22 protein-coding genes are annotated in these 25,309 nt (G+C 42.1%); 7 read left to right on the plus strand and 15 right to left on the minus strand.

All coding sequences use genetic code 11. The features are described 5' to 3' along the window. Positions 1–89 precede the first annotated feature (89 nt). Together ACBR23_RS05905 and ACBR23_RS05910 are read left to right on the plus strand one after the other, a co-directional pair. The gene (locus ACBR23_RS05905; protein ID WP_341736414.1) at positions 90–761 is read left to right on the plus strand and encodes a hypothetical protein; all 672 of its coding nucleotides are present in this window, start codon (positions 90–92) and stop codon (positions 759–761) included. 10 nt (positions 762–771) lie between these two features. Beyond that, a complete protein-coding gene (locus ACBR23_RS05910; RefSeq protein ID WP_371118783.1) occupies positions 772–2,781 on the plus strand; it encodes an abortive infection protein in 2,010 nt (669 codons plus the stop codon). Between the two features lie 25 nt (positions 2,782–2,806). On the opposite strand, the gene ACBR23_RS05915 is transcribed toward ACBR23_RS05910, so the two are convergent. The 3 genes from ACBR23_RS05915 to ACBR23_RS05925 form a co-directional block, all read right to left on the minus strand. Then, the gene (locus tag ACBR23_RS05915) at positions 2,807–4,141 is read right to left on the minus strand and encodes an LCP family protein (RefSeq protein WP_371118784.1); all 1,335 of its coding nucleotides are present in this window, start codon (positions 4,139–4,141) and stop codon (positions 2,807–2,809) included. Positions 4,142–4,171: 30 nt separating this feature from the next. After that, positions 4,172–4,399, minus strand: coding sequence for a DUF6717 family protein (locus ACBR23_RS05920; RefSeq protein ID WP_371118785.1), 228 nt, complete (start codon positions 4,397–4,399; stop codon positions 4,172–4,174). A 172-nt stretch (positions 4,400–4,571) separates the two neighbouring features. Continuing rightward, positions 4,572–5,654: a PIN/TRAM domain-containing protein gene (locus tag ACBR23_RS05925; protein WP_371118786.1), complete on the minus strand. Its 1,083-nt coding sequence runs from the start codon at positions 5,652–5,654 to the stop codon at positions 4,572–4,574. Positions 5,655–6,027: 373 nt separating this feature from the next. On the opposite strand from ACBR23_RS05925, the gene hemW reads away from it, so the two are divergent. From hemW to ACBR23_RS05945, 4 genes are all read left to right on the plus strand, one after another. Then, on the plus strand, positions 6,028–7,401 hold the full coding sequence (gene hemW, locus ACBR23_RS05930) for a radical SAM family heme chaperone HemW (protein WP_371118787.1): 1,374 nt from the start codon (positions 6,028–6,030) through the stop codon (positions 7,399–7,401). Between the two features lie 222 nt (positions 7,402–7,623). After that, on the plus strand, positions 7,624–7,836 hold the full coding sequence (locus tag ACBR23_RS05935) for a hypothetical protein (protein WP_371118788.1): 213 nt from the start codon (positions 7,624–7,626) through the stop codon (positions 7,834–7,836). A gap of 150 nt (positions 7,837–7,986) precedes the next feature. Then, complete coding sequence (locus tag ACBR23_RS05940) at positions 7,987–8,259, plus strand: DUF1830 domain-containing protein (RefSeq protein ID WP_371118789.1); 273 nt, start codon at positions 7,987–7,989, stop codon at positions 8,257–8,259. Between the two features lie 184 nt (positions 8,260–8,443). Next, a complete protein-coding gene (locus tag ACBR23_RS05945) occupies positions 8,444–10,009 on the plus strand; it encodes an FAD-dependent oxidoreductase (protein WP_371114790.1) in 1,566 nt (521 codons plus the stop codon). Between the two features lie 492 nt (positions 10,010–10,501). Here the strand turns inward: ACBR23_RS05945 and ACBR23_RS05950 are convergent, their stop codons facing one another. After that, positions 10,502–11,368, minus strand: coding sequence for a lipid kinase (locus ACBR23_RS05950; protein WP_341736421.1), 867 nt, complete (start codon positions 11,366–11,368; stop codon positions 10,502–10,504). 120 nt (positions 11,369–11,488) lie between these two features. Here ACBR23_RS05950 and ACBR23_RS05955 point away from each other — a divergent pair, with 120 nt between their 5' ends. Further along, positions 11,489–12,778 (plus strand): HEAT repeat domain-containing protein, encoded by a 1,290-nt coding sequence (locus tag ACBR23_RS05955; RefSeq protein ID WP_371118790.1) that lies wholly within the window; start codon positions 11,489–11,491, stop codon positions 12,776–12,778. Between the two features lie 186 nt (positions 12,779–12,964). Here ACBR23_RS05955 and ACBR23_RS05960 read toward each other — a convergent pair whose 3' ends face one another. From ACBR23_RS05960 to ACBR23_RS06010, 11 genes are all read right to left on the minus strand, one after another. After that, on the minus strand, positions 12,965–14,140 hold the full coding sequence (locus ACBR23_RS05960; RefSeq protein WP_371115490.1) for a DegT/DnrJ/EryC1/StrS family aminotransferase: 1,176 nt from the start codon (positions 14,138–14,140) through the stop codon (positions 12,965–12,967). Positions 14,141–14,212: 72 nt separating this feature from the next. After that, entirely contained in the window at positions 14,213–15,025 is an 813-nt protein-coding gene (locus ACBR23_RS05965) for a glycosyltransferase family 2 protein (RefSeq protein WP_371118791.1), read from the minus strand. 38 nt (positions 15,026–15,063) lie between these two features. Next, complete coding sequence (locus tag ACBR23_RS05970) at positions 15,064–16,164, minus strand: DegT/DnrJ/EryC1/StrS aminotransferase family protein (RefSeq protein ID WP_371118792.1); 1,101 nt, start codon at positions 16,162–16,164, stop codon at positions 15,064–15,066. Next, entirely contained in the window at positions 16,157–16,795 is a 639-nt protein-coding gene (locus ACBR23_RS05975) for a sugar transferase (RefSeq protein WP_371118793.1), read from the minus strand. Before ACBR23_RS05975 ends, ACBR23_RS05970 begins: the two co-directional genes overlap by 8 nt. Before the next feature lie 121 nt (positions 16,796–16,916). Then, positions 16,917–17,984, minus strand: a complete 1,068-nt coding sequence (locus ACBR23_RS05980) for a GNAT family N-acetyltransferase (RefSeq protein ID WP_371115486.1) — start codon at positions 17,982–17,984, stop codon at positions 16,917–16,919. A gap of 47 nt (positions 17,985–18,031) precedes the next feature. Beyond that, positions 18,032–19,159 (minus strand): glycosyltransferase, encoded by a 1,128-nt coding sequence (locus tag ACBR23_RS05985; RefSeq protein ID WP_371118794.1) that lies wholly within the window; start codon positions 19,157–19,159, stop codon positions 18,032–18,034. Positions 19,160–19,265: 106 nt separating this feature from the next. Next, positions 19,266–20,147, minus strand: a complete 882-nt coding sequence (locus ACBR23_RS05990) for a glycosyltransferase family 2 protein (RefSeq protein WP_371118795.1) — start codon at positions 20,145–20,147, stop codon at positions 19,266–19,268. Positions 20,148–20,222: 75 nt separating this feature from the next. Then, positions 20,223–21,407 (minus strand): hypothetical protein, encoded by a 1,185-nt coding sequence (locus ACBR23_RS05995; RefSeq protein WP_371118796.1) that lies wholly within the window; start codon positions 21,405–21,407, stop codon positions 20,223–20,225. A gap of 80 nt (positions 21,408–21,487) precedes the next feature. Next, on the minus strand, positions 21,488–22,720 hold the full coding sequence (locus tag ACBR23_RS06000) for a hypothetical protein (protein ID WP_371118797.1): 1,233 nt from the start codon (positions 22,718–22,720) through the stop codon (positions 21,488–21,490). 37 nt (positions 22,721–22,757) lie between these two features. Next, positions 22,758–23,942, minus strand: coding sequence for a glycosyltransferase family 1 protein (locus ACBR23_RS06005; protein WP_371118798.1), 1,185 nt, complete (start codon positions 23,940–23,942; stop codon positions 22,758–22,760). Further along, a complete protein-coding gene (locus ACBR23_RS06010; protein ID WP_371118799.1) occupies positions 23,908–25,248 on the minus strand; it encodes a lipopolysaccharide biosynthesis protein in 1,341 nt (446 codons plus the stop codon). Before ACBR23_RS06010 ends, ACBR23_RS06005 begins: the two co-directional genes overlap by 35 nt. Positions 25,249–25,309 lie beyond the last annotated feature (61 nt).

A 25,309-nucleotide genomic window follows, 5' to 3' on the forward strand; every position in this document is an offset into this window, starting at 1 on the left:
ATGTCTATTTTAGATGTGAGATTTTAAATCTGACGATTTTAGAGCCGAAATCTGTTAGATAATGCAATATAACTTTTGGAAAAAACTCCATGAACGACCCTTTAAATAGCCCTTATCCCGTTCCTTGGGAATGGATCACCACTACTCATGCTAAAGTTAGCTCGACTATGGGTTCTGGCGTCCGCTACTATCGCAGTCCTTCCCTAGTTTCGGTTAATGGTGAATACGCGGCTTACAGTCGCATTGAGTTACAAGTGCAGCCGGAATTATTCCAGTGTCGAGTTAGTAGTGTCATGTTTGTGGAAAATCTGAAAACGGGGGAACTGCAAACCGTGGCTGCTGCTTCGCCACTGGCTGAAAGCGGGTTTTACGCTACTGACGAAACTGATATGTCTGGGACGATCGCCATTTTAGTACCAGTTGGTTGGAATCAAACAGGTTCCCGCCTCCTCGCCCGCGAATTTGAAGCCATTTTCTGTTCTTCGGATATGTCTGACTACGCTGTCATCTGGGACAAAAATGATAATTATACCTATACTGTTGCTCCCGCTCGCAGTCTTTACACTCATGCTGTATTGTTGGGTTGGAGTCAAGTTTGTCCAGGACAAGTTTTGTTCCGCGCTGGCAATTTGGGGGAGGGAACTTGGCCTCTTTGTGCCGTTGATACGACCGGCCAAACCGTAGCTGTCAACGACGATAGAGCCCTAGTTTTCGGCACTCAAACCAGCACCGACTGGATCGAACCAAAAACTCGTTTTTAGATATTATTTTATGACAGTATCTGTTTTTGCCTTGTCTAAAACTCTTCTCCTGTCAGGTCAATTTGTCAACAGGTTATTTTTCGGAATTGGGTTGATAATTTTGACGGTAATTTTTTCGTTAACCGCTTTTATTTTTATGATGATTTTCATCAAGTGGTTGCAGGCGATTTTCCAAAAATACCGACAATATTTAAGGCCACAATTCGGAAAAAATATCAGCCAGGGAGAGGTGACTATATTTGAAGAAAACAGCAATGTGCCGCCATTGCAACCTGGGGAAAATCTCTACAAAAATTCCCCAGCCATCGCCCATTTATATCAGCCGATCGCTCTTTGGTATGGACGTTTAATTTTGCCATCAAAGGAACAACGGCAACCCTACGGTTCAGTATTTTTTGAAGTTTTCCATGCACCGAAAAAGTATCAAAATTTTATCGGTAAAATAGTTAATTTAAAATGGAGTACCAATCGCGAAGTTCAATTTTTTGTCCACGCTGTCACCCAAGATATTAACTTCACCAAACAGGTAGAAAATAGTAAAAAAGCGGGCAACATCCATCCAGATAGATTGAACGGATTAGCCAATGTCGGCCCTTTAGAAACTCTGGCAGGTAGTAGACTAGAAGACAACGTGACAGTGATGCTGCGACGTCCAGCGATCGCTACTCATTATAGCAGCAGCGATCGCTATGAACTCACCATCGAGCGCGAACCAGTACAAATTATCGGACGTTGGTGCGCCCTCATCTCAATTCTCCAACGAAACAAACCCAACGGCGACAAATTTATTGTCCGCCATTTTAACAAAAAATCTCAACAGTTTGATGGCCCGGCCGAAATCATTCGGATTCCCCAAGTCAAGCCAGACAAAAATGGCGTAGCGAGGTCTACAAATCACCTGATCGAAAAATCCCCATTAAATCCGGAAGGCTGGTACATTTACGGCGAAAAAGGTCCCGACAATATTTTTGTTGTCCAAGCAATCGAACCCCGAAAAATCACCAAACTAATCCCAGATGAAACACATTTTGGACTGCCCAAATCCCTGGATTATTTAAACAGCAAAAATTGGCAAAATACACGCCAGCAAAAAGGGCAAGCTAAGATAGTATTATTATCGTCGTCAAACGAAGCAGAAAACGCTCGTACTTCCCCTTGGCAAGAAGGAGATATGGGTATCGTGATTCACTGTTTCGGCGGTATCGGTGGCAAAAAAGCCGAATTCGCCCCCCTGGGAATTGTCACAGGACATTTTGCTTTTGGCATAGCCAAAGTTGTGCGCGATCGATTTACCAATGAATTACGTTTTGACATAGAATACAAACAAGTGTACGCCCACAATCCCGACGGAATTATCGCCGGTGCGAGCAAATGGCAAAGTTATATGGGAGACTTGGCAAGAGGTTGGTTGGGCGATCGCCCAGTTTGCGATATCATTTGTAAATTAGATTGCGTGTGTCTTGACTACCACTTCGACAGCATCCAATTGTCACCTTTAGACGAATTAAACCAGCAATTAGATATCATGATGGCGCGTTATCGCAGCGGAGACGGTACCGGGGCGAGTTTAGTCACCCCTGCAACTTCCTGCGTGCAAGATTCCAGTCAAGCAATTTACGCTACCATCAAAAAAATCACTGCCGAAGTAGAATCAAATCCTCAGATTCAAGACTGGCTAAAAACCCATCCCACCGACGTACAAACTCAAAGATTTCAAGAATTAGTAGCCTTAGGCAAAAGTTTAGAAAAAATCTTAATTCCCCTGGGCATTGTCCGTCCTGATTGGCGCAAAAATGCTAGATTAGTGGGAATTCATGCTCACCATAAAAAAAGTCACTTCAGGAGTATAACTAATCCACTAAAAGCTGCGATTAGTTACCGAACCATGTTACCCAGACGCACCCAAGATGAACTTGCCAAAATATTATTAAAACAAGCATCATTCCTGTGGATAATTAGGACAAATCAAGTCGGTGGCTTTGATGCTAATATTGAGCCTGTCCCACCGACAAGGATTTAAATATTTGAGATTAGAACAAGTCTATTTAAAAATTTTTTACCCAATCTTCGCCGATGCGAACTGTCAAGTCCGAATCGATTTCACCAGTAGAAGCTGCCTCAATTTTACCATCGCCTAATGCTTTTTGAAGCATATTTGCTCCCTCTAAATCACCTTGCTGGACAATAATTTGGCTTTGAAGTTGCTTGTCTGCCCAATCCGGGGCTACCGATACATTAGAAAAGCCTTTTTTTCGGAGAAATGCTGCCACATTTTTAGCTGTTTTAGGTTTACTATTGGCATTTTGGAGGGCAATTTTGAGGTTTTTGAGTGAAGCAGAATCGCCCGGATTGCGAAATCGCCCTTGGGTGAAATCCGATGCGCCTTGCTTGAAATATTGTGTCATAATGCGATCGCGCCCCGTCTTATCTAAAATCCAATAACTCCTAGAATCTCCTTCGGCTGAACTAGAACGCCCTGGCAACATCACCATTTTAAAATTATCTGGTTCTAATTGCCAACTAAAATTTGCAAGGGTCAATATTTCCTGAAAGTTTAAATTAGTATGGACATATTTTTGCATCACTCGAATAATTTGTGGTATTTGGGGTAATACCGCTGGACTTCCGAGGCGATTTCGCATCGCTTGAATCAAAGATTGCTGACGTCCAATGCGGCCGATATCTCCCAAACCGTCATGGCGAAATCGAGCAAATTGCTCTGCTTGTTCTCCGTTGAGAGTTTGCCAGCCCTGTGCTAATTTGATGGTTAACTTTTGACTATTATCTTGATAGGACATGGTGTGAGGTACAAATACTTCAACTGGTCCCAATAAATCGACTAATTCCCGCAAGGCACCGGTGTTAACTCGGAGGTATCTATCGATAGTAATATTGTTCAGCATAGTGCTAATTAATCGTAAGGCTAAGGCTGAACCTCCTTTAGCATTGGCTTCGTTAATTTTGCTGAAGCTAATTCCGGGGACTTCGATTTTTGTATCTCGCGGAATCGAAAGTAAATTAATAGATTTATCTCTAGGATCGATGCGGACTAGGAGTATTGTATCGCTGCGCCCGTCAAAGTTTTTCGGGGAGTTTAGCGAAGTTTTGGGTACGCCGTCAACACCCATGATTAAGATATTAATTGGGCGTGAGAGTCGATCGCCTGAAGCAGAGGATGAGATATCGTTGAACCCTGTAGCGTCTAGGAATTTACTCATTATTTGCGGTTCCACGGGGGCTAAGAGTGCGCTAATTGCCGCGATCGCTGCGGAGACTGCTGCTAGGATCGACAGCGCAAATACCCCAAACAGATACAGGGTGTTTTTGGGCTTGTTTCGAGATAGGCGATCGACTGGTTTAAATAAGTTTCTTGTAAACATTGACAAGTTTTTCATTGACTTGTTTTTAAATTATGGTATTTTTTCAGCTTTGCAGTATAATTTCGCCGGTGCTTTGGTAAAATATTTGAACAAAGCTGGACAAAGCCAGCCTTCCATATTTTTCGATTCCCACCGATACCAGTTGCCGCCGTATTCTTCTCTTAACAACAACATTTCTGCTTGATATCCGGGAAAAGGTGTTACTGAAAATAACAGTCTAAAACCTGTTTCGGCATTGGGAATGTCTGCTACGAGCACGTTAATTATTTCGGGTACACCCTGAACAAATTACTTAGGGATTCCCAACACTTAAGACATACAAAAAACCACAGCCCCGATTCATCATACCGCACACGGTAGAGAATCGGGGCTGCTAGGAAACAACGATCGCAATTTTTCATCCTAATTGCTCTAGCCATGTTACTTTATGTTAAGCAATGACTGACTCTTGAGGGCGGGCAAAAATCATTCTCCCTGCGGTTGTTTGCAGGGCACTGGTAACAACAACTCTGGCTTCAGCACCAACGTAGCTGCTACCAGCTTCCACGACAACCATTGTGCCGTCATCCAAGTAGCCAATTCCTTGAGAAGGTTCTTTGCCTTCTTTGCGGATTTTGAGATCGATGGTGTCTCCTGGTAAATAAGTCGGACGGACTGCATGAGTCAAATCATTAATATTCAAAACAGGCAGTTTTTGAACGGTAGCTACTTTCGATAAATTGTAATCGTTTGTGAGCAAAATGCCGTCGATATCTAAAGCAAAACGGACTAATTTGGCATCGACTGTGGCAATATCTTCGTAGTCAGCCGAGTGAATTTGAATCCGTTCTGGATAAGTTTCTTTGATGCGGTTGAGAATATCTAAGCCGCGTCTACCTCGTACTCGTTTTTGGTCGTTGGCGGAATCAGCTATTACTTGCAATTCTTGGAGAACGAATTGGGGGATGATTATTTGACCTTCGAGAAAGCCTGTTTCTAGTAGATTTTCAATTCGCCCGTCAATAATGCAGCTTGTATCGACAACTTTGGCACTGGCAGGTTTAAAAGTACCCTCAGCCATTAACACTGTGGTGTCTAAGCTTTTGGGGTTGATCAGTCGCAGAAAAGCGCGGCCGTGGGTGTCGGTTAAGCTGACTCCTGTAAAACCGAACATGACGCTACCTAAGACTGCAACTAGAGGTTTGATGAAGCCAAACTCGCGGGGAATTGGTAGCAGGAACAGGGGGGCTAGCATTAAGTTGGCTACTAGGAGTCCGATGATTAAGCCGATCGCCCGTGTCAGCAGCATTTCCACCGGCATATCGCGAAATTGCTTTTCTACCCGTCGGTAGGTAGTTTGAGCCACTAATCCTAGCACGAATCCGATTAATGCCCCAAAGGCTCCCAGTACAGAACTTAAACCTTGTATATTTGTAACTTGTTCCAGCAAGTTAGTGGGTAGGAGTTCGACTCCGTAAAAGCCGATACCTCCCCCTGCGATTATGAATGAGATAATTATGATTGCGTCTAGCATTGTTCGAGGTTAATGAATTTGTTTACATTATATCTTTCCCGTGCCGATAGTTTTTTCTGGCTTTCGGACGGATATCGCTCTATTTACTGATTAATTTTCATAAACTTATTTTTCGTGGTTGTCACTTTTGGGGGATGTGCGATCGCCCTGTAGGCCATGAGTCGCCGGCGATCGCATCTACCAAATTCCTCGATGGGGGCAGATGTGGCGGTAGCTTCGGGAATTACTGCTACTCAAAACAGTTTGTGCTTAAACTGAAATAGGCGATCGCCCCATTCTCATTGAGTTAACAAACTGTCATAAAATACATAATTATTATTGACAATTTAATTAAAATTCAAGATGAGAAATAGTAATTTTTAGGTGAGATTGAATGAAATTTACCACAGATTATTTAACATTTGAACGGGACAAAGGGGCGCAAAGGGCAAATTATGGGATTCCCAGTTCGGCTTACCTGCACATACCTTTTTGTCGTCGCCGCTGTTATTACTGCGATTTTCCGGTGTTTGTAGTGGGCGATCGCAAAAATGGCGATAATTCCGGCACAATCGTGCAATACGTAGAGGTACTATGTCAAGAAATTCAGAAAACGCCCAATAAAGGGGCATCCCTGAACACAGTTTTTTTTGGTGGCGGTACACCTTCGCTGCTGTCAGTGAGACAATTAACTACTATTTTAGAAACTCTCGACAGCCAATTTGGGATTGCTGCTGAGGCGGAAATTTCTATAGAAATAGACCCAGGTACCTTTACTTTAGAACAGTTGCGGGGATATGTAGCAGCGGGAGTTAATCGAGTTAGTTTGGGTTCCCAAGCTTTTCAGGATGAATTGTTGCAAGCTTGCGGGCGATCGCACTCTGTCGCTGATATTTTTGCATCAGTAGAAATAATTCCAGCCGCGGGTATAGTCAATTTCAGTTTAGACCTGATATCGGGACTGCCGCACCAAACTGCTTCTGAGTGGGAAGCTTCCCTGAGAGCCGCCGTAGCAATTTCCCCCACTCACCTGTCGAGTTACGACTTAATTATTGAGCCCGTCACAGCTTTCGGCCGCTATTTTCAAGCAGGGGAACAACCCTTGCCTGCGGATGAAACCGCTGCTCAAATGTACCGTTTAGCGCGAGAAATTCTCACCGGTTCTGGATACGAACATTACGAGATTTCTAATTATGCTCGGCCCGGTTATCAGTGTCGTCACAACCGGGTTTATTGGGAAAATCGCCCTTATTACGGTTTGGGAATGGGGGCGGCGAGTTATGTGGATGGAGTGCGGTGGACGAGACCTCGCAAAACTCAAGAATATTATGAATGGGTGCGATCGATTTCTCCCATCGATTCCCAGGATGATGCTGACTCGACAATTAAGCAAAATTTCCCCCTGTCAGAAAATGAAGTTTTGTTAGAAACCTTAATGCTGGGTTTGCGTTTAGCAGAAGGGCTGAGTTTGTCAGATTTAGCTAATAAGTTCGGTCAAAAAACGGTTGAGAAAATTTGGCAGTCTTTGCAACCGTACTCGCGGCAAGGGTGGGTGGAAATTGTGGCTTCTGATGGGGCGATTCCCGACGGGATAGCTTCGCTTCACACAACTTTAAATCAGGGCGAACTGCTACCACTCTCCGGGAATTTGAGGTTAAGCGATCCCGAAGGTTTTTTATTTTCCAATACTATTTTGGCTACTTTATTTAACAAGTTAGAGGAAAATATAACCCTTCTCCGATCGGGCGCTCAGGGACAGAGCGCCTAAGTCCTAGAACCTAGGGAATTGTACGGGAGCTAGCCGAAGTATAGGGCATTAGTCATTGCTGTCGATCCGCCGATTAAATCGATCCCTATGCTTTTAATCTAAAAAAGGAAGTTGTTTAGATAGCTCCCTGACCCAGAATAAATACTAAGTAAGCCTTAAGATAGACGCAGGGTATTAAATTGTGCTGTCATACTTGAAAGTAATGATTTAAAAAGTAATTTGATGAGCACTCTACTTCTAGACCGCAAGAAAATAGCCCAAAAACCCACCCTTGTAATGGCGGATCGCGATTGCCATTCTATTTCTAAATGTACTTTTTGCCATCACTATCAAATGCAAACAGGTTCCTTTGGTCAGTGCCAATTGTTGAGCGCACCTGTTATGGGTGCATGGGAATCTTGTTCTTTAGGTACGCCTGTCTTTGCACAAGCTTGAGAGTAAGTTAAGAATTTTAAAGAGAAATTAAACCGTTGAAATACCTAGGGAAATAACATAATTATTGCCATTTAAAAAAAATTGTGTTAGTTTGGTAAGAGTCAACTTTTTGATTAAATCACCTCCTGACAAAAACAGCAACTTAAGAACATGAATTTAACAATTAACTCCGTAAATTCCGATCCCTCTGTAAAGATTTTGTGTTGGTATATCAATACTACTAACAAGATTCAAATTGCTCGGATTACCAATATTCCTGATTGGTATTTTGAGCGCACGGTATTTCCGGGAGAACGTTTGTTGTTTGAAGCACCACAGCACGCTGAGTTGGAAGTTTCCCGGAGTACGGAGAGTGGTGCAATTGTGTGCGATCGCATTGCGTGCGATCGACTACAGGTTGAAGAAGTAAGTACACTTGATTAAAAATCATTGCCAAAAGCCAGTGACACAGGCCCAAAAGCCTGTGAAATCAGTCTGGCCCAGGCAAGATGGCTGTGAATTACTCCATTCAAGAACAGGCAATATGCCTGTTCCAGTTTTAATTAAAAAAAATTAAAAATACCAATAGCTAAACTATAAAACTAACCCTATTTAATATTAAAACCCGATGTCCCTCACCGAAAAAATCCTCTCCCAAGTGCCGGGAGACGCCCTTGGAGGCCTGCGAAAGGTCGATCGACTCTGGGAAAACCTCAAACAAAACACCGCACCCACACCCCAAGCCGTCGAGTACAGCCCACAACCCCTCGAAACCATAAACTTCGACATAGTTATCAGCGGCGCAACCCTAGGAATACTAATCGGTACAGCCCTAGCCCTGCAAGGCTGGCGAGTTGCCTTACTCGAACGTGGCATCCTGCGAGGCCGCGATCAAGAATGGAACATTTCCCGCAAAGAATTAGACGTATTCTTAAAACTAAATTTACTATCCCTTGAAGAAATAGAAAAAGCCATTGCTACCGAATATAATCCAGCCCGCATCAGCTTTCCCGATACCCCAGACATTTGGGTGCGGGACGTACTCAACATTGGAATCGACCCAGTTTACCTCCTCGAAACCCTCAAACAGCGCTTTCTCCAAGCCGGAGGTAAACTATTTGAAAATACACCATTTAAAAAAGCAACCATTCACCCAAATGGAGTTGTCATAGAATCTACCAGTACAGATGCGCAAGCAGCCCCAAATTTATTTAAAACCAGATTATTAATAGACGCAATGGGGCATTTTTCACCCATTGTGCGACAAGCCAGACAAGGCAAAAAACCCGATGCCGTCTGCTTAGTAGTCGGTAGTTGCGCCCAAGGATTCCCCAAAAATGACACCGGCGACTTATTTGCATCCTTCACCCCAATGCAAAATCAGTGCCAATATTTTTGGGAAGCATTTCCCGCGCGAGACGGGCGCACCACTTACCTATTTACTTACCTAGATGCCGACACAGAAAGATTCAGTTTAGAAACATTATTTGAAGAATATCTGCGCTTGCTTCCCCAATATCAAAAGGTCGAACTTCACCAGCTTAAATTTCAAAGAGCACTCTATGGATTTTTCCCTTGCTATCGCCAAAGTCCTCTCAAAACCCCTTGGAATCGAATTCTCCCCGTCGGAGATAGCAGCGGCAGTCAATCTCCCCTCAGCTTTGGTGGTTTCGGCGCAATGGTGCGTCATCTTCAGCGCTTAACTCTGGGAATTCACGAAGCTTTAACAAGCGACAGTCTCAGTCAAAATTCCCTGGCACTTTTGCAGCCCTATCAGCCAAATCTATCTGTCACCTGGTTGTTTCAGCGTTCCATGAGTGCGACGATGAATCAGAAAATCGCCCCCAATCAAATTAATCAACTTTTGTCTAGTGTGTTTCAGGTAATGGAAGAGTTGGGGGAACCTGTACTCAAACCATTTCTTCAGGATATCGTGCTGTTTCCGGCTTTGTCACAAACGCTGTTTAAAACTGCAATTAGTCATCCTGGATTAGTGATGAAAATCATCCCGCAGGTGGGAATACCTAATTTGTTGGATTGGATGGTTCATTATGTAAATTTAGGGATTTATACGGGATTGCAGCCTTTGGCTAAAGCTGTAGAACCGCAGGTGAAGCAGTTGTCACCGCAGCAGCAATATTATTTTCACCGATTAATTGAAGCCTGGGAATACGGTGCTGGGGGCGATTATTAACTGATAAAAAAACAGGCAAGATGCCTGTTCTACAAGACACATATATAGCCTTTCTCAGTTAGGTGGGTAATGGGTAATGGGTAATGGCATAGGTGTCAACTTAAGCCTGAAAGCCTTGAGAAATCTGGTTTTTACCTGAGTCTAGATCCCCCTAAATCCCCACCCCCCCCTAGCCCCCCCCAAGGGGGGAAGGGGGACTTTGATCGGACTCCTGTCCCCCCCTTCTTAAGGGGGGTTAGGGGGGATCTGGCCTTAATCGTCAAACAGTAGTCTGTGACAGGGTTTGGCCTTAAGTTGACACCAATGGGGTAATGGGTAATGGGGCACTTGGGCTCCAGCGTTGTCGAAGTATGGGGCATGGGGCATGGGGAACCCCCCCCTGCCCCCCCCCTAGGGGGGATGGGTATAGGGCATTACCAATTACCAATTACCAATTACCAATTACCAATTACCTCATCTTTCTAAGAAAGGCTATATATAAGTTGTGAGTTATTACGGTGCTATAACTATTAAAGCTTTAGGAATAACTCGAAATTTCGCAGGAGTATGAGTTGTGATTTCACCATCGGTATTAATCGCAAGACGTTTGGTAGTATACACCTCAATTTCTTCAGATTCCAAGGTGCGAACATTAGACCAAATAGCATGATTGCCTTGCCTCATGGCAGGAAGTAAAGCGATTATTTCCCACAAATTATTTGTTTCCAAACTGTACAAATCTAGTCGCCGATCGTCTATGGTTGCATCTTCCGCAATCGTCATGCCACCGCCATAGTAGCGACCGTTACCAATCGCAATTTGAATAGTTCTTACATAAAAAATTTGGTTATTTGTATGAATTTCCGCTCTAAAAATTCGGGATTTCCAAATTACTTGCAACGCAGTAAAAGCATAGGCTAAAATACCCCAACGCTGCTTGACTTCTTTCGTCAGTCGTTCGGTAATTTGCACGCTCAATCCCAAACTCGCTACATTAAAAAAATGCTGGCCGTTCACCCAACCTAAGTCTATGCGCCGGACTTTACCGCTGGCAATTACTTGACAAGCTGCTGATAAAGAGGTAGGAATTCCGAGAGTGCGAGCTAAGTCATTGGCAGTTCCCATGGGCAAAATACCCAAGGGCAACTGAGTGTCAATTAAACCTTCGATGGCTGCATTGAGAGTGCCGTCTCCACCGCCGACTATGACTAATTCCACCAAATTTTGGTAGGATTTTATGATTGCTGAAAGTTCGTGAGGATCGGTGCTAGACTCTACAATTAACTCAAAACCTAGTGCTTGCAATTGGGCAGTTGCTTGAGAGAATAGATTTTTCCCTTTTCGGGAGTGCTGGTTTATTAACAGTAGAGCTTTTTTCATTTTTTTCATTGTTATTGGTTATTGGTTATTGGTTATTTGTTATAACAATAAAGGTCAACTATCAATTGCCCACTGCAAACGTTCATCTACCTCCCTCCTTAAAAAAGCTCAACTAAAATTATGTCTAATATTTTAGAACAAGCGCAAGCCGCTGCCGATCGCCAAAACTGGTCTGAACTTGTCCAATGCTTGCAACAACTGCCACTAAAGGGACAGCAGGCGCTGGAAACACAAAATTTAGACAAGGCCGTAAGTTTGGCCATAGAAGCCTTAGAATGGGGCGATTTTCAAGATCGATGGGATATTGCGAAAATATTGCCCAATCTGGGAACTAGGGCGATCGCACCCTTAATCGATATACTCGAAAACGAAGACGCAGATACCGAACAGCAGTGGTTCGCCACCCGCATCCTCGGAAAGTTCGATCGCCCGGAAGTGATTGAAACTTTAGCAAAATTAGTCAAAAATTCCGACGAAGAATTGAGTCAAATCGCAGCGGAAACCCTGGGGAATTTAGGGCCAACAGCAGTCGCATCCCTAGCAGCTCTGTTATCCCAAGCAGACTCCCGACAGTTTGCAACAGAAGCACTGGCTCAAATTCGCCACACTGAAACCATCGTACCGCTGTTGAGTGTAGTCGGAGATTCCCAAGTTGCAGTGCGCTTGGCGGCGATCGAGGCGCTGAGCACTTTTCACGACTCGCGGATTGGGCCGGTATTGATAGCAGCACTCAAAGATCCCGCCACAGCAGTCAGAAAAGAAGCCGTGCGAGCCCTAGGAGTTCGTTCGTACCTAGACGCAGAATTCGATTTAGTTAATTTGCTGAAACCTTTGTTGTGGGATATCCGTTTGGAAGTTTGTCAGCAAGCTGCGATGGCTCTGGGACGGCTGAAAACGGATGCAGCGGCGACGGCTTTATTTGAATTATTGCGATCGGTAACAACTCCGGTGGAATTGCAAATTGAAACTGTTCGGGCTTTAAGCTGGATGGAAACAAGCGCGGCTTGGGAATATTTGCAACAAGCGCTAACAGGAGAATTTCATAACATTAATTATGCTGTTTGTCAAGAAATTATTACGGTGTTGGGGCGTCTGTCAAAGCCGGAATTAAAAGGCAAAGCTGCTGAGATTCTGATCGATTTTCTCGAAAGTAGTCATCCGGCAGCCCAGCAGGTGGAAGTCAAACAATCTTTAGCTTTAGCTTTAGGTCAATTAGGAGATTTCAGGGCGCTAGATTGTTTGATTCAACTGTTGGCTAACCCAGATACCAGAGTCAGGCTGCACAGTTTATCAGCGCTCAAACAGCTAGGTGGCGATCGGGTGAGGCAGAAATTAGAAAATTTACTGAAAGAAGATAATTTGGAACTGGGGTTGAGAAAGGGAATTGCGATCGCATTACAAGAATGGTAGCAGCATCAATCAAAAAACAGAATACCGATATCCCCGACTTATTGAAGAAGTCGGGGATATACTTTGGTATCGTCCTGTATTCATCTCTCTTCTCTTCTGGAGACTTTGCGGCAAGAGCGGTTTAATCTTTTCCAAACAACCGTAAACAATATTACCGAATCCGTTGCCGAACTTTCTTCGGCTAGATCATCCATGTTCTTTGTGAATTTGCGAGATCGCACTTGTTACCCGCTCTAAATCTTCATCGGTTAAATTAGAACCAGAAGGTAAACAAAGCCCATACTCAAATAACTCTTGAGCTACCGCACCGCCGATACATTCACAATCAGCAAAAACAGGCTGTAAATGTAAAGGTTTCCAAACCGGACGCGCTTCTATTTTCTCTTGGGCGAGGGCGAGACGAACCTGTTCTCTATCTGTACCAAAAGCGGCTGGATCGATTGTCAAACAAGTCAGCCAGCGAGTAGCTTTGCCAAAAGCTGCTTCCGGCATAAATTCGATTCCCGGCAAGTTTCCTAAAGCTTGTTTGTAAAATTCAAAATTGTGCCTTCTCGCCTGTACTCTTTCCTCTAAAACCTGCAATTGTCCCCGACCAATTCCAGCTAAAATATTGCTAAGACGGTAATTGTAGCCAATTTCTGAGTGTTGGTAATGAGGAGCGGGATCGCGGGCTTGGGTTGCCAAGAAACGAGCTTTTTCTATTAATTTTTGGTCATCTGAAACTAACATTCCGCCGCCGGAAGTGGTGATAATTTTGTTACCATTGAATGAGAAAATGCCGATTTTACCAAAGCTTCCAGGCGATCGACCTTTGTAGCTAGCCCCTAGAGATTCGGCTGCATCTTCTATTAGCGGAATTTCATAAGCATTGCAAGCTGCTAGAATTGGGTCGATGTCGCAACTTTGACCGTAGAGGTGTACGATGACAACAGCTTTGGGTAATTTACCAATTTTTGCTCGTTTGTCAAGAGCTTCTCGGAACAAGTTGGGGTCTAGATTCCAAGAAGTGCGATCGCTATCAATAAAAACAGGTTTTGCACCAAGATAAGTAATCGGGCTAGCAGTCGCAATAAAAGTCAAAGTCGAGCAAAAAACCTCATCTCCCGCACCGACACCAATTAATTTGAGGGCTAAATGCAAAGCTGCGGTACCCGAAGTAACAGCCGCCGCGTGTTTAGCGCCAACTACTTCGCAGAATTCTTGCTCGAAAGCGTCTACATGGGGACCGACGGGGGCGATCCAGTTGGTGTCAAAGGCTTCTTTGACGAACTCCTGTTCGAGGGAACCCATGTGAGGTGTTGATAGCAGAATTTGTTTTTTCACTATGTAAAATAAACTGTAAGTAATGTTTCCAATTACCACTTTGGGCTATTTCAACCCGGAAGCAATAATTTTTCGCAGACTAAGTATACAGCACTTTTAATCTGCTGGTTGCTAATGGCTTCCACCACAGGGATACAAGCCAAATTCATCAGTTATTGACTTACTCAAAAATACCAATCTATACTTAAAAATCTTTTTAATGAGAGAGCCAATATCTTTCATCAAATTTGTGTTGATAATCTGTGACGTTATTTGTTTGTTGGCTAAAATATTTTCACCATTTTCAATGGTGTAAACAGCTCCTACAAAGGGTAAAGGTTGGATATTGGCACCTGGTAACACATTAAAGCTATGAGCATACAAGTCAGGATTTTCAAAAAGCAGCTTATGCAAACCATACTTAATAATCACCGAGGTGCCTGTGGTCTGATTAAAAGTTTTAGTGTTCATGTAAAGAATTTTACTGTTTTCTCGATAGATGTATCCTTTTCTGAAGACCCAACCATCACCATCCTCGTGTCTATGGACATACTCAGCTAGTTTTTTACTAACACAATCATCACAATCTACCACCATAATATGTGAAGGCTGAAATTGTTGACTAAATTCTATTCCCGTTAAAATTTTTCTGGCTTTGTCTGCATTTTTCATGACTATTTCTTTGCTATGCAAAGCATAGTCATAACCCTTCAGTCGTTCCGGTTCGGTATCTTTGTAAATAGGTACGGGAAAATCTACTTCAACATAGTAAATATGAGGATGTTGAAACTGAATATTCGGTTTCTCGTTACAAACCACAACTACTCGGAAATTAAGTGATGTTTGGTTACAAGCAGACTTAACGCATCGTTCCACTAATTTCGAGAGGATTTCCCAGGAATTTGTAATTTCCTTACTCTTGACCGGCATAATAAAGACAAGCATGAACATTTCTCCTAGTATTTCATTCTCGTAAAATATAACTAATGAGTGGGTAAAAATACACCCATTTTGGCAGCGACTCGCTCAATATCGTTGTAGGAATAACGATGATCTGTGGGAATTATCAAGAGTCGATTGGATAAATCGAATGCCAGGGCATCCTTACCCGATACTAGATCTGGCGGTTGTGGCCAATGAACTGGGGCGAAAATGTTTTCGCCTATCAAAAATCGGCGCAGTTCTTGTCGAATTTGATGATTTTTACACAGGATAATGCTGTTAAAAGGTACTGCACCTGGTTTCCAATCAGTACAAATGGGTTGCCAACAGTCATTTTTATTTTTCAATACCAAATCTAAAAATTTTCTGATGTTGGCTTCTCGCCGTTGCCTCATTTCGTCAATTTTTAAACTTAACAGGATACTTTTGGTCAGGGTAGAAATGGCGCGATCGCCATCATTAATCAGATCTTCCTCGCCTTGCATTTGCAGTATTCGATAGCTATCTTTGGAAATATCCGCACCCATCAAATATGCTCGTTTTAGTAGCATAGCTGTGAGTTTTTGGGAAGCCGCGGGTGATTCTGATTGAGAAGGTCGAGGGAGTTCCATTTTTTGCCCAGACCACACCATTCCTCCGTCGGGAATAGGGAGTGTTTTTCGCAGGGATGCCATCGCGTAGTGAGCGCTAGTCTGCTGTGCCCAAAGCGAGAAGGGATCGTGGCTGTGGTCTTCAATTAAGATAATATTTTCCTGTTGAGTTAGCCAATCTTGCCAAGCTTTCCCTTCTTTCACGCCAAACAAATTAACTGCCAACACCAAATCACCCGGTAACGGGCGAAGCGTGTTAAAGTCTGGTGTTGGTTCTGTAGGCAAATCTCGATACCAACAGAGCTCGAAAACTTTACTCATTTTCTGTGCCACTTCCATGCAGAAGTAGGTTGGCAAATGCAGCCTCAATCGAGTTCCATCGCCTTTTAACAAACGTTGTATAGACAATAAAACGCCTGTCCCCGTGGCAAATAGTTCATATTTTTCTGGAAATAAAGTTGCCGATGATGATGGTGCTAAAGCATCATCGGACCAATGGAATTCTGAGCCGAATTCCCATCTTTCTGTCAGTGATTCTAATTCCTTATTCATTACCTTTAAACTCTTCGCTTGTAGCATGATTTGCTTGGCTGATTTCTTTTTGTCCCAATACTTGACCTACTGTTAGCCAAAGTATTTTCAAATCCAGCCACAGACTCCAATGATCGACATACCAAACGTCGAGCCTAAATTTCTCTGACCAATTTGCATCTAGTAGTCGGCGACCGTTCACTTGCGCCCACCCAGTGATACCGGGCATAACTTCATGGCGGCGTGCTTGTTCAGGGCTGTAGCGTTCTAGATATCTTACTAACAAGGGGCGAGGGCCAACCAAACTCATATCCCCTTTGAGAACATTCCAGAGTTGAGGAAGTTCGTCTAAGCTGGTGCGACGCAAAAATTCACCGATCGCGGTTAATCTTTGTTCATCGGGGAGTAAGTTTCCTTCCCCATCACAATCGCTGGTCATGGTGCGAAATTTGTAGAAGCTAAAAATGCGACCGTCTTTGCCGGGGCGGGGTTGGGTAAAAACAATCGGTTGCCCCATACGCATATAAATGGCGATCGCCACAATTAGTATCGCGGGAGAGAAAGCCAACAGGGCGATCGCAGCAACTAATCTATCTAATACCCACTTAACTAATTTGGCAAATTTGGTGATAAGCGATTGGTGATTATTCATGTTCCCTGATTGATTACTTATTTTCACAGAAACCGTCCGTAAACTATTCCTTTGTTCTTGAACTGTCCAACTATCAAATTCTACTTAGCTGTACATTTTGTTGTCCATCATACAATTATCCTCATCCGTTCGAGCGATAGGCCGGAAAAAAATTGGTATTCAGTAGCTTCTCCACCTCAATATTCAGATATTTTGCACGTAATTTAACTAAATGAAGATATTTTTCTTCATCTGTAATTAAGCGGAGGGTAAAAAAAGTTTGTCTTTCCTTAGAAAAGCCAGCCTTAAAATCGTAAAGACTATCTTTTGTACCGCCCACACCACCACCTAGATGCAAAACTCGATCGCCCCGTTCCTTAGCCCAGAATCGAACATAATCTAACATTAGAGTGGTGGGTGCTTGTTTCAAAAAGCTTGACTTTGTACCACTTAGGTGAAATTGAACGATGCCACAACATTCAGTAAACAAACCACCACAGGTAATTTCCCCATGCAATTCTACCATACATAAATGCAATTTATCTCCTAATGCCTCGCTCATTTTTGCAAAATATTCGACTCCAAAATAATATAATTTTGACGCGCCAACCCGATCCATTGTCTCTTCATAGACCGCATTAAACTCATTAATATATTCCTCGATAGGAACCATTTTTGCCGAAAAGCCTTCGCGTTTTCGTTTATTTATTTTATTCCGATGATCTCCTCTAGTTTGATGCCATATTTCACTTTTGTCAAGTTCTAAGTTGATATAAACAGTTTCTCCATTTAGGGTAAATAAATCATCATCTTTTACTTGATTAATGTTAGAGTTCAGAATAGGATGGAGTCGTAAAAAAGCAGAGCATACATTTTTATTTCGCCATTCATTGGTTAATTGATTTATTGCTAAATTTAAAAAATTAGGCGTATTAGCTGCGGATTTATTTAACAAAAATCCGGGATAACCATAGGGCGATATTACATCAAAAATTTCTACTGTGTCTGCGAATAAATCATGGCACTCTCGCCACAAATAAGGCAAGAAAAATATTTGTTCGCCATCGGCAATCAAAATAGCTTCTGCCTTAGCGTGGGTTCTTGTTGCTTCTAAATCTACGTACCCAGGCAAATGATAAAAATCGTGGGGGATTTTTTCTAGAGTTTGTATCCACAAAGGATCGCTTGAATTAATATTTTTTGTTTGCATATATTTGGGATGCTTTTTAGTGAGTTATAGAGATGAATTGTCCTAATTCAAAGGGAGTAATAGAGAGATTCATAGAGTTCATTAATCGGTTTCTCGGCATAAGCCATCATCTGTTTTCTTGCTCCTTTACCCATTGTCTTAGCTTCCTCTGGATGCTCTAAAATCCAGGTTATTGCCTGGGTCAATGCCTGAATGTCTCCCACTTTTACTAAGATACCGTTGCCATTTTGCAACAGATCGCGAGTCCCTCGAATCTCAGTCCCAATCACAGGAACTTCTGCACATAAAGATTCCATCACACAATTAGGAAGACCTTCTTGGGACGATGCCAAGATTGTCGCCACAGATGCCCGCAGCAAAATCGGAATGTCGGAACGTAAGCCCAAAAAATGCACCTGATTTTGGAGTCCTAAGTTTGATGCTAATTGTTGCATTTCCTCAAACAGAATTCCATTACCGGCGAAGGCTAAATGCACTTCGGTACGTCCTAACTGGGCAAAAGCCCTAATAATATCTTCTGGTCTTTTGCGGTGTATGAATTCTCCCACAGACAAAAATAAAGGATTTTCCGGTGTCAGTCCCAACTCTTGACGCACCCGTATTACCTCTGTTTCAGGAATATTACTGGGATTAAAGCGTTCCACATTTAAACCAGTTCCGGGGATATAATGAACGCGATCGGGGGCGATGAGTCCATAGCGTTTCGCAGCTTCCTCATCTTCGCGATTAACAACAACTAACTCATCAGTCCACATACCTGCTAATTTTTCTAGAGTCAAGAAAATCGCATTGCGGTGAGGAGAACCTCCTCGATAAAAGTGAAAACCTTGGGCTGTATAAATGATTTTGACTTTACCTTGCTTGCGTAAATTATTGAGGCTATAGCGAGCGACAAAAGCGGCTACAGGTGTAGAAACATTGACCAAATCATAAGATTCTTCAGCCCACACTTTTTGGATTTGTTGGGGCGCGATCGTTAAGTTGCGGGGATCTAAGGGATTTCTTGACCATTCAACATCCCAAACGCGATCGAATGCTTTTAGATGTTTGGGACTCTGGGACACCCGATCGGCCATCCCATCCACTTGCCACCCCTGAGCACGCAATTTAGCAGCAATGGGTAAAAAGAAATTCAGGGTTTCTGGGATAGTTGTCACTACTAACAGTTTTTTCATTATTTTTGTCTCAACCACGCTTCAGTCATCTCTCGTACATAGCGGTAAAATTCATTCCGCTGTTTCTGGATAATTTCGTCTCGATACTGTTTGGATGTCTCTAGCCCTAATACTTGATATCTTCAGTATCACTATTAGACTTCTCCCAAATTTCTTTCCACCGCCTTAATTCTTTTGGAGAAACTGGGTGATTACCAGTCCGATGCCGCAGGATCTTGAAATTTAGACCTGTACTCATTGCCACAGCATCTACTGAAGCTTTTGCTACTTGCTCTACTACTCCCCATGTCCACCCATATTTTTTTTCAATCCAGGCTTTTTCTAGTAAAACCATAGACAGAGTATAGCGACTGAGTAAACTCTTTTTTAGTGACAAATTTGCTACACGATATCCTAGTAAAATATCGGGAACACAGGCAAAATGACTGGTTTGATAACTCCGAAGTAGAATCTCATAATCTTCAGCCCGAGTCGCCCATGTTCGGTATTGATAAGTCCGAAACCATTCAATTTTTCCCATCCAAGTGGGATGTAATATTTTGAAGCCTGCTCTCGGACGATGACAAATTTCATTGTGTTCAAGGTTTCCTTGAGTTATTCCCATAGGATTTCCTTCTCTATCAAAGACTAGAGCATTTGTTCCTAAAAGGTCAATTTCAGGATGTTCTTCAAGGTATGCTACTTGAGATTTTAGACGCTCTGGATAAGCAATATCGTCTCCATCCATTCTGGCAAAATACTTACCATGACTCAGAGCGATCGCTTGGTTTAGACGACGCTGAAGCTTTTGGTTAAGTCCATCGGCTATGACTCGAATTCTCGAATCTTTGAAACTCTGGGCAATATTTAATGTTTGATCTTCAGAGCCATCATCAATTAGCAGAAGTTCCCAATGAGAATAGGTTTGATTTAACAGAGAACGAACCGCCAATTTTAAAGTTTTTTCACTGTTGAAAATTGGCATTCCAATGCTTACAAGTGGTTCCATTTTATCCTCCTATAATTGCTGAAAAAATAGGTTTAATTCTGTTGCTCTAGTTTTTTATATAAAATAATAAAAAACTTACTGAGATAATTGATAGACATGAACATCCCCTGGTTGAATTAAACCACTAAATGTACCATTTTGAAAAATCATCCCAGATGGAAGCTCGGGAAATAGAGGTTGGGATATTTTGTTTGTCTGGAAAGGAAACAATAGAGAAACCTGTCTTGTTTCCGTCTGAGATGTATTGATGATAACGACATATATTATGTTACGATAAGTCCACAAATTTGCTAGCACATCATTCCATTTCGTATTCAGTTTTCTGACAGTACCTAGCAACAAAACCGGACTCATCTTGTTGATTTCAGCCCTAATTAACTTCAGACGATTCCAGACATCAGGATGTTCTTTAATCCTGTTCTCTCGATCCTCATAAGTATAGAATAAAATGCCGTTAACACCAGAAAGTAAAGCCTGATAGGTCATGTTTTGAACCTCATCAGGCGTTGGAAAATGTGATTCTTTCCAAGAAAAGGTTTGCAAATTAGCAATAACTGGATGCTGATATCGATCCGCTGCGGTGCGAGCTTTATTGAATACATAATTGACTTCTATTAAATGATTGGGTAATTTTTTGGGTCGATTGTTAAAAGGATAGCCAATAGGATAAGACTGACCACCAATTAGATCGGCAACATGAGCATAATCATCCCACTTCTTAGACCAACTACTGATACTAATATAAGTAAAATGTTTAGGGTCAATAGCTTTGATTTTTTTATGAATTTCCAAGATTTGATAACTGTTTTCATGGTCTCCCACATCATCAGCTATACTCCAACCTAAAACAGCAGGTTTATTTTTGAATTTAGCAACCACATCTAGAGGTTCAGTCCCTTTAAATTCAGTAATTACATAAACACCTAATCGCTCGGCTTCATCAAGAAAAGTATTATATTCATTAAGATCGTTACATGAAGCATGAATAGTATTGAAACCGGCAGCAGCCATATCTCGCAGGGCTTCCATTTTTTTTTGAATTTCTAACTGAAAAGAAATATGATAAAACCCCAATGGGAAAAAAGGTTTTTCATTAATTTTAATTGAATTAACCTGAATAGCATTATTCCACGATATATTAGACATTGGTTGATTATGGGATATTAAGGAAAATAAAAAAAATCCTAATAGCCCAGATAAAAACAGCAGTGCCGCAGACAAAAAATGATAAAAATTTATTGTTTTAATTCTGTTCATCATGGATTTTTTTTTTTGAAGAGTAGGTATAAATTAAAAAACTTGTCCACATCTTTGAGGCTAATTTATTTAGTAGAACAATTTTAAGGAAACTGCTCCGGGTGTAAATTTTTGTTTGATTGCCGATTCGTTGATGGATCAACTTTTATTATAGTCACTCCCAGCGATAGCATATAAGCCATAGTCATTGCATTTCCCAAGGATCCAAACATTCCCTCACCCATAGCCAAAAACCAAAATCCAGTTGTAATTACCAAAGGTCCACAAGCATAAAGTTCCTGTTTCTCATACCTTCTGAAATACCTATAAGTATAATAGAAACTCGCCATCATAAAACCGATCATTAAATAGGCTGCAATCAATCCATTAGAACCCAAAGCTATAATAATACTATTATGACCTCCCAAGCCAAAATTTAAATCAAAGTAATTAGTTCCATGCCCTAATAAGCTCATATCGCTTATAGTCTTACTCCATATTTCTTCTCTGCCACTCAAAGCTTCTTTTTTTTGAATATTGGTAATTTGTTGTAAGATTCCCTGAGTCTGATCCCCACTTAATCCTATAATGATCGAACTAGCAAGCGTAGTTATACCTAGAATAATTGCGATTAGAAACTGCGGTTTTTGCAGTAATCTTAAGAGCAGAATTACAGACATAGCTGCGAATGCTATTAGAGATGTTCGCGCATTGGTTACCAAAATCATCATTAAACTGAAAAGCCATAAAAACGAGAATGGCACATACCATATATTTGGGGTTTGGGATAAACTTCCTATTAACAATATTATAATACCTGATGCCATTGAAGCACAGGTAAATCCCAATTGGTTAGAGTTGGGAAATACCCCACTATAAATGTTACTGTTCGATTCACTCAATGGATGTAACAATAAAGACATAAAGATATATGGTAACAAACCCAGAAATAGAGATAAACTAATAATAAAATTAGCGTTTTTATCCATTAATTTTGGAAAGGCTTTAAAAAAAATAACAGGAACTGCTAGCATTAACCATAGACCATCTCTGACTGAAGCTAAGTCATTATTAACCAGACCAGAAATGACTGATACCAAGGTGAATAAACTCCAGAATAAAAGTAAAGGAACTGGTTTAGTAGGAATATGCCATATATCAAATCCAGACATTGTTATAAGGAAGATCAAGTTGATTCCCACGATAAAATAGCGAATTTTCAAGATGACTGGATCTAGAGGAAATTCTGAATTTCCCAAGTTAATTAGTGATGACGAACCAAAAATAAGGCTCAGACTGATCGCCATTAAAACTTGTCGCATTCCAAATTTATTCATGGATTTTTGTAGAAACTAAAGATGGACATTGAGGAATTTAAGGGGCTAGAGATTGCTCCAAGCATATCAAATAATAATTTTGTAACTCTTGAGAGCTTGTCTTAATATTAAATACACTGCTTTCTAGAAGAGCCAGGGCTTCTGTCTGAGATATAGATACTAGATTTTCTTGATTGGTAATGACCGCCTGTGCCCAAACCGATTGGGGTTGTGCTAAAGAGATGCGATAGATCAAAGATGGAATAATATCAGCTTCTTCTGGAACAACATCTGAAAAAATACAAGGTTTTCCGGCTGCTTGTGCTTCGATCAATACTAAACCTAGTCCTTCATAAAGAGAGGGAAAAAGAAACAGATTTATAACCGCTAACAAACGGGGAACATCGGGACGATTTCCAGGAAAAATCACTTGCTCGGCTAATCCCATTTGTTTTGCTTTTTCCTCAATCATGGATCGTAAAATGCCATCTCCTATCAATAATAGACGCATTCCAGGGTCTTTCTGAGCAACAATAGCAGCAATTTCTAAAATGAATAAATGATTTTTTTGTTCTTCAAAACGACCAACATGACCGATTATAAAAGCATCCTCTGGAATTCCTAATTCCCGACGCAGGACAAGTCCATCCACAGGTGTTTTAAACGGTGTTAAATCAATGCCACAATACAGCACTTGCCAACGGGGGTTATTTTCCCAATCATCCCCAAAAAGAGCCACCGCAGCGACACGACTTGCAGCTAAACCTGTTGTAGCAGAACCCTGAATAAAACCTTTCATTAAGGTCGTATAGAGGCGTCGCAAAAAACTCGCGTGGGCATCTACTTCAGAAGTATCATTATGACTATGGGCGATGCGGATCGGTACTCCCGCCTGTTTTGCTAACCAGAGAATATAGCCGCTAAAGTGATGGACGTGGCTGTGAACTATGTCATAGGGGCCATACTCACGCAAAATACGTTTTAGGTTACGACTGTACAACCAGGGTTTTGATCGATCGAGACAGGGAATTATCTTGCAGCCCAAGGCGCGAATCTCTTCATCGTAAGCAGAGGGCTGGTCTGTATGAACCAGAAAATCCATCTGGAAACGATCGCGATCGATATTTCGCAAAACGTGCATCAGCCAAGTTTCAGTGCCGGCACGATTCATGCCACCAACAGCATGGAGGATTCGGATAGAAGGCTTGTCAACTAACATATGGTGGTGATTTTGTTTTCTCATGTTTTTGGATCTTGTATATTGCATAAGCAATGACTGCAAAACTAAAAACTGCTTGAACGATCGCCCCAATAATCAGCGCGATCGCCGCCCCTTGCACTCCCTGTGTCGGAATTAACCAGAAACAGGCGATCGCACAACTCCCCGTTACCAAAACAAACAAAGGCATTTGCACCCGAAAGTACCTAGCCGCCGTCATCCCGTAACCCAAAAAGGAAGAAACGTAACCAATACCCGCACCCACCATCAGCCACGCGAACAAATCAGCTCGATCGGCATACTCCGGTTTATAAAGTAAAGTTAGGATTGGTTTGCCGGCAACAACAGAAACAACAACACCTCCGACACCTAACATCAAGCCAACCCCCACCAGCTTGAGCATTAGCGTGCCAAAAGCAGTGCTATTTCCCTCTGCATAATATTTTGCCAGCCGCGGACTTGCAGACTCCGCCAGCGCACTGACAACCATACTTCCAACCACCATCAGGTAAGAGATAGCAGCGAAAATACCCAGTTCCCGTTCGCCCAAATACCGCTCGATAAAATAGCGAGGAATATTAGTATTTAGCGAAATCAACATCATCACAAAACCGAGAGGTAAAGCTAGCAAAACTAACTTGCTCAAAGTTTTTTGGTGCCAGCGCGGGTACAAGGAATTTTGGCTGTTTCCAGGTTCAGCATCAGCAACTAATAAATCTGATTCTTCTCTTCCATTTGAAGAATTATTTAAAATTAATCTACCATTGCGAAGGTCCCAGAAACAGAGAATTAAACCCCAGGCAATTGCTAATCCGATCGCTCCCCCCACCACACTCCCAGTTACGGAAACTCCGAGGCCTAAAAGTAACAGCGATAAAGGGCCTTTAATCATCAGGGCGATCGCAATTTTATCCATCCGTTCGTGCTGCTGAATCAGTCCGTAAAATATATCGCTGATAGACTCGAAAGCCTTAGCTAATCCTATGGCAAAAATCACTAACGATGTCTCCCACCGATACCCAGCTTTCATCGTAATTCCCGCAATTATCAACAGGGCTAAACCAGTGCCAATTAACCTCAGACCTAAATAGTCGGCAAAAACATACTCGCCTTTGGCATCAGTCACTTGGATACTTCGCAGTTGCAGATTAGTAAACATCATCACAGGTGCTGTCACCGCTAAACCCAAGGTAAATTGACCCACCATTTCAGGACTGCCCAATTTAGCAAGCACCACCAACATCCCCCACTGGGAAGCTGCATAAACTAGATTCCCAGTGAAAGTCCAGGAAAAATTTCGGCGTAATGTTAGTGGTTTCAACTGTTGCATTAGTAGCTAATTTCCGGCTGGCTAATTGGTTAATCCCAAATCCTGTATTTGGCTGGCAATT

It is taken from the genome of Microcoleus sp. (assembly GCF_041354475.1).
Classification (GTDB): Bacteria; Cyanobacteriota; Cyanobacteriia; order Cyanobacteriales; family Microcoleaceae; genus Microcoleus.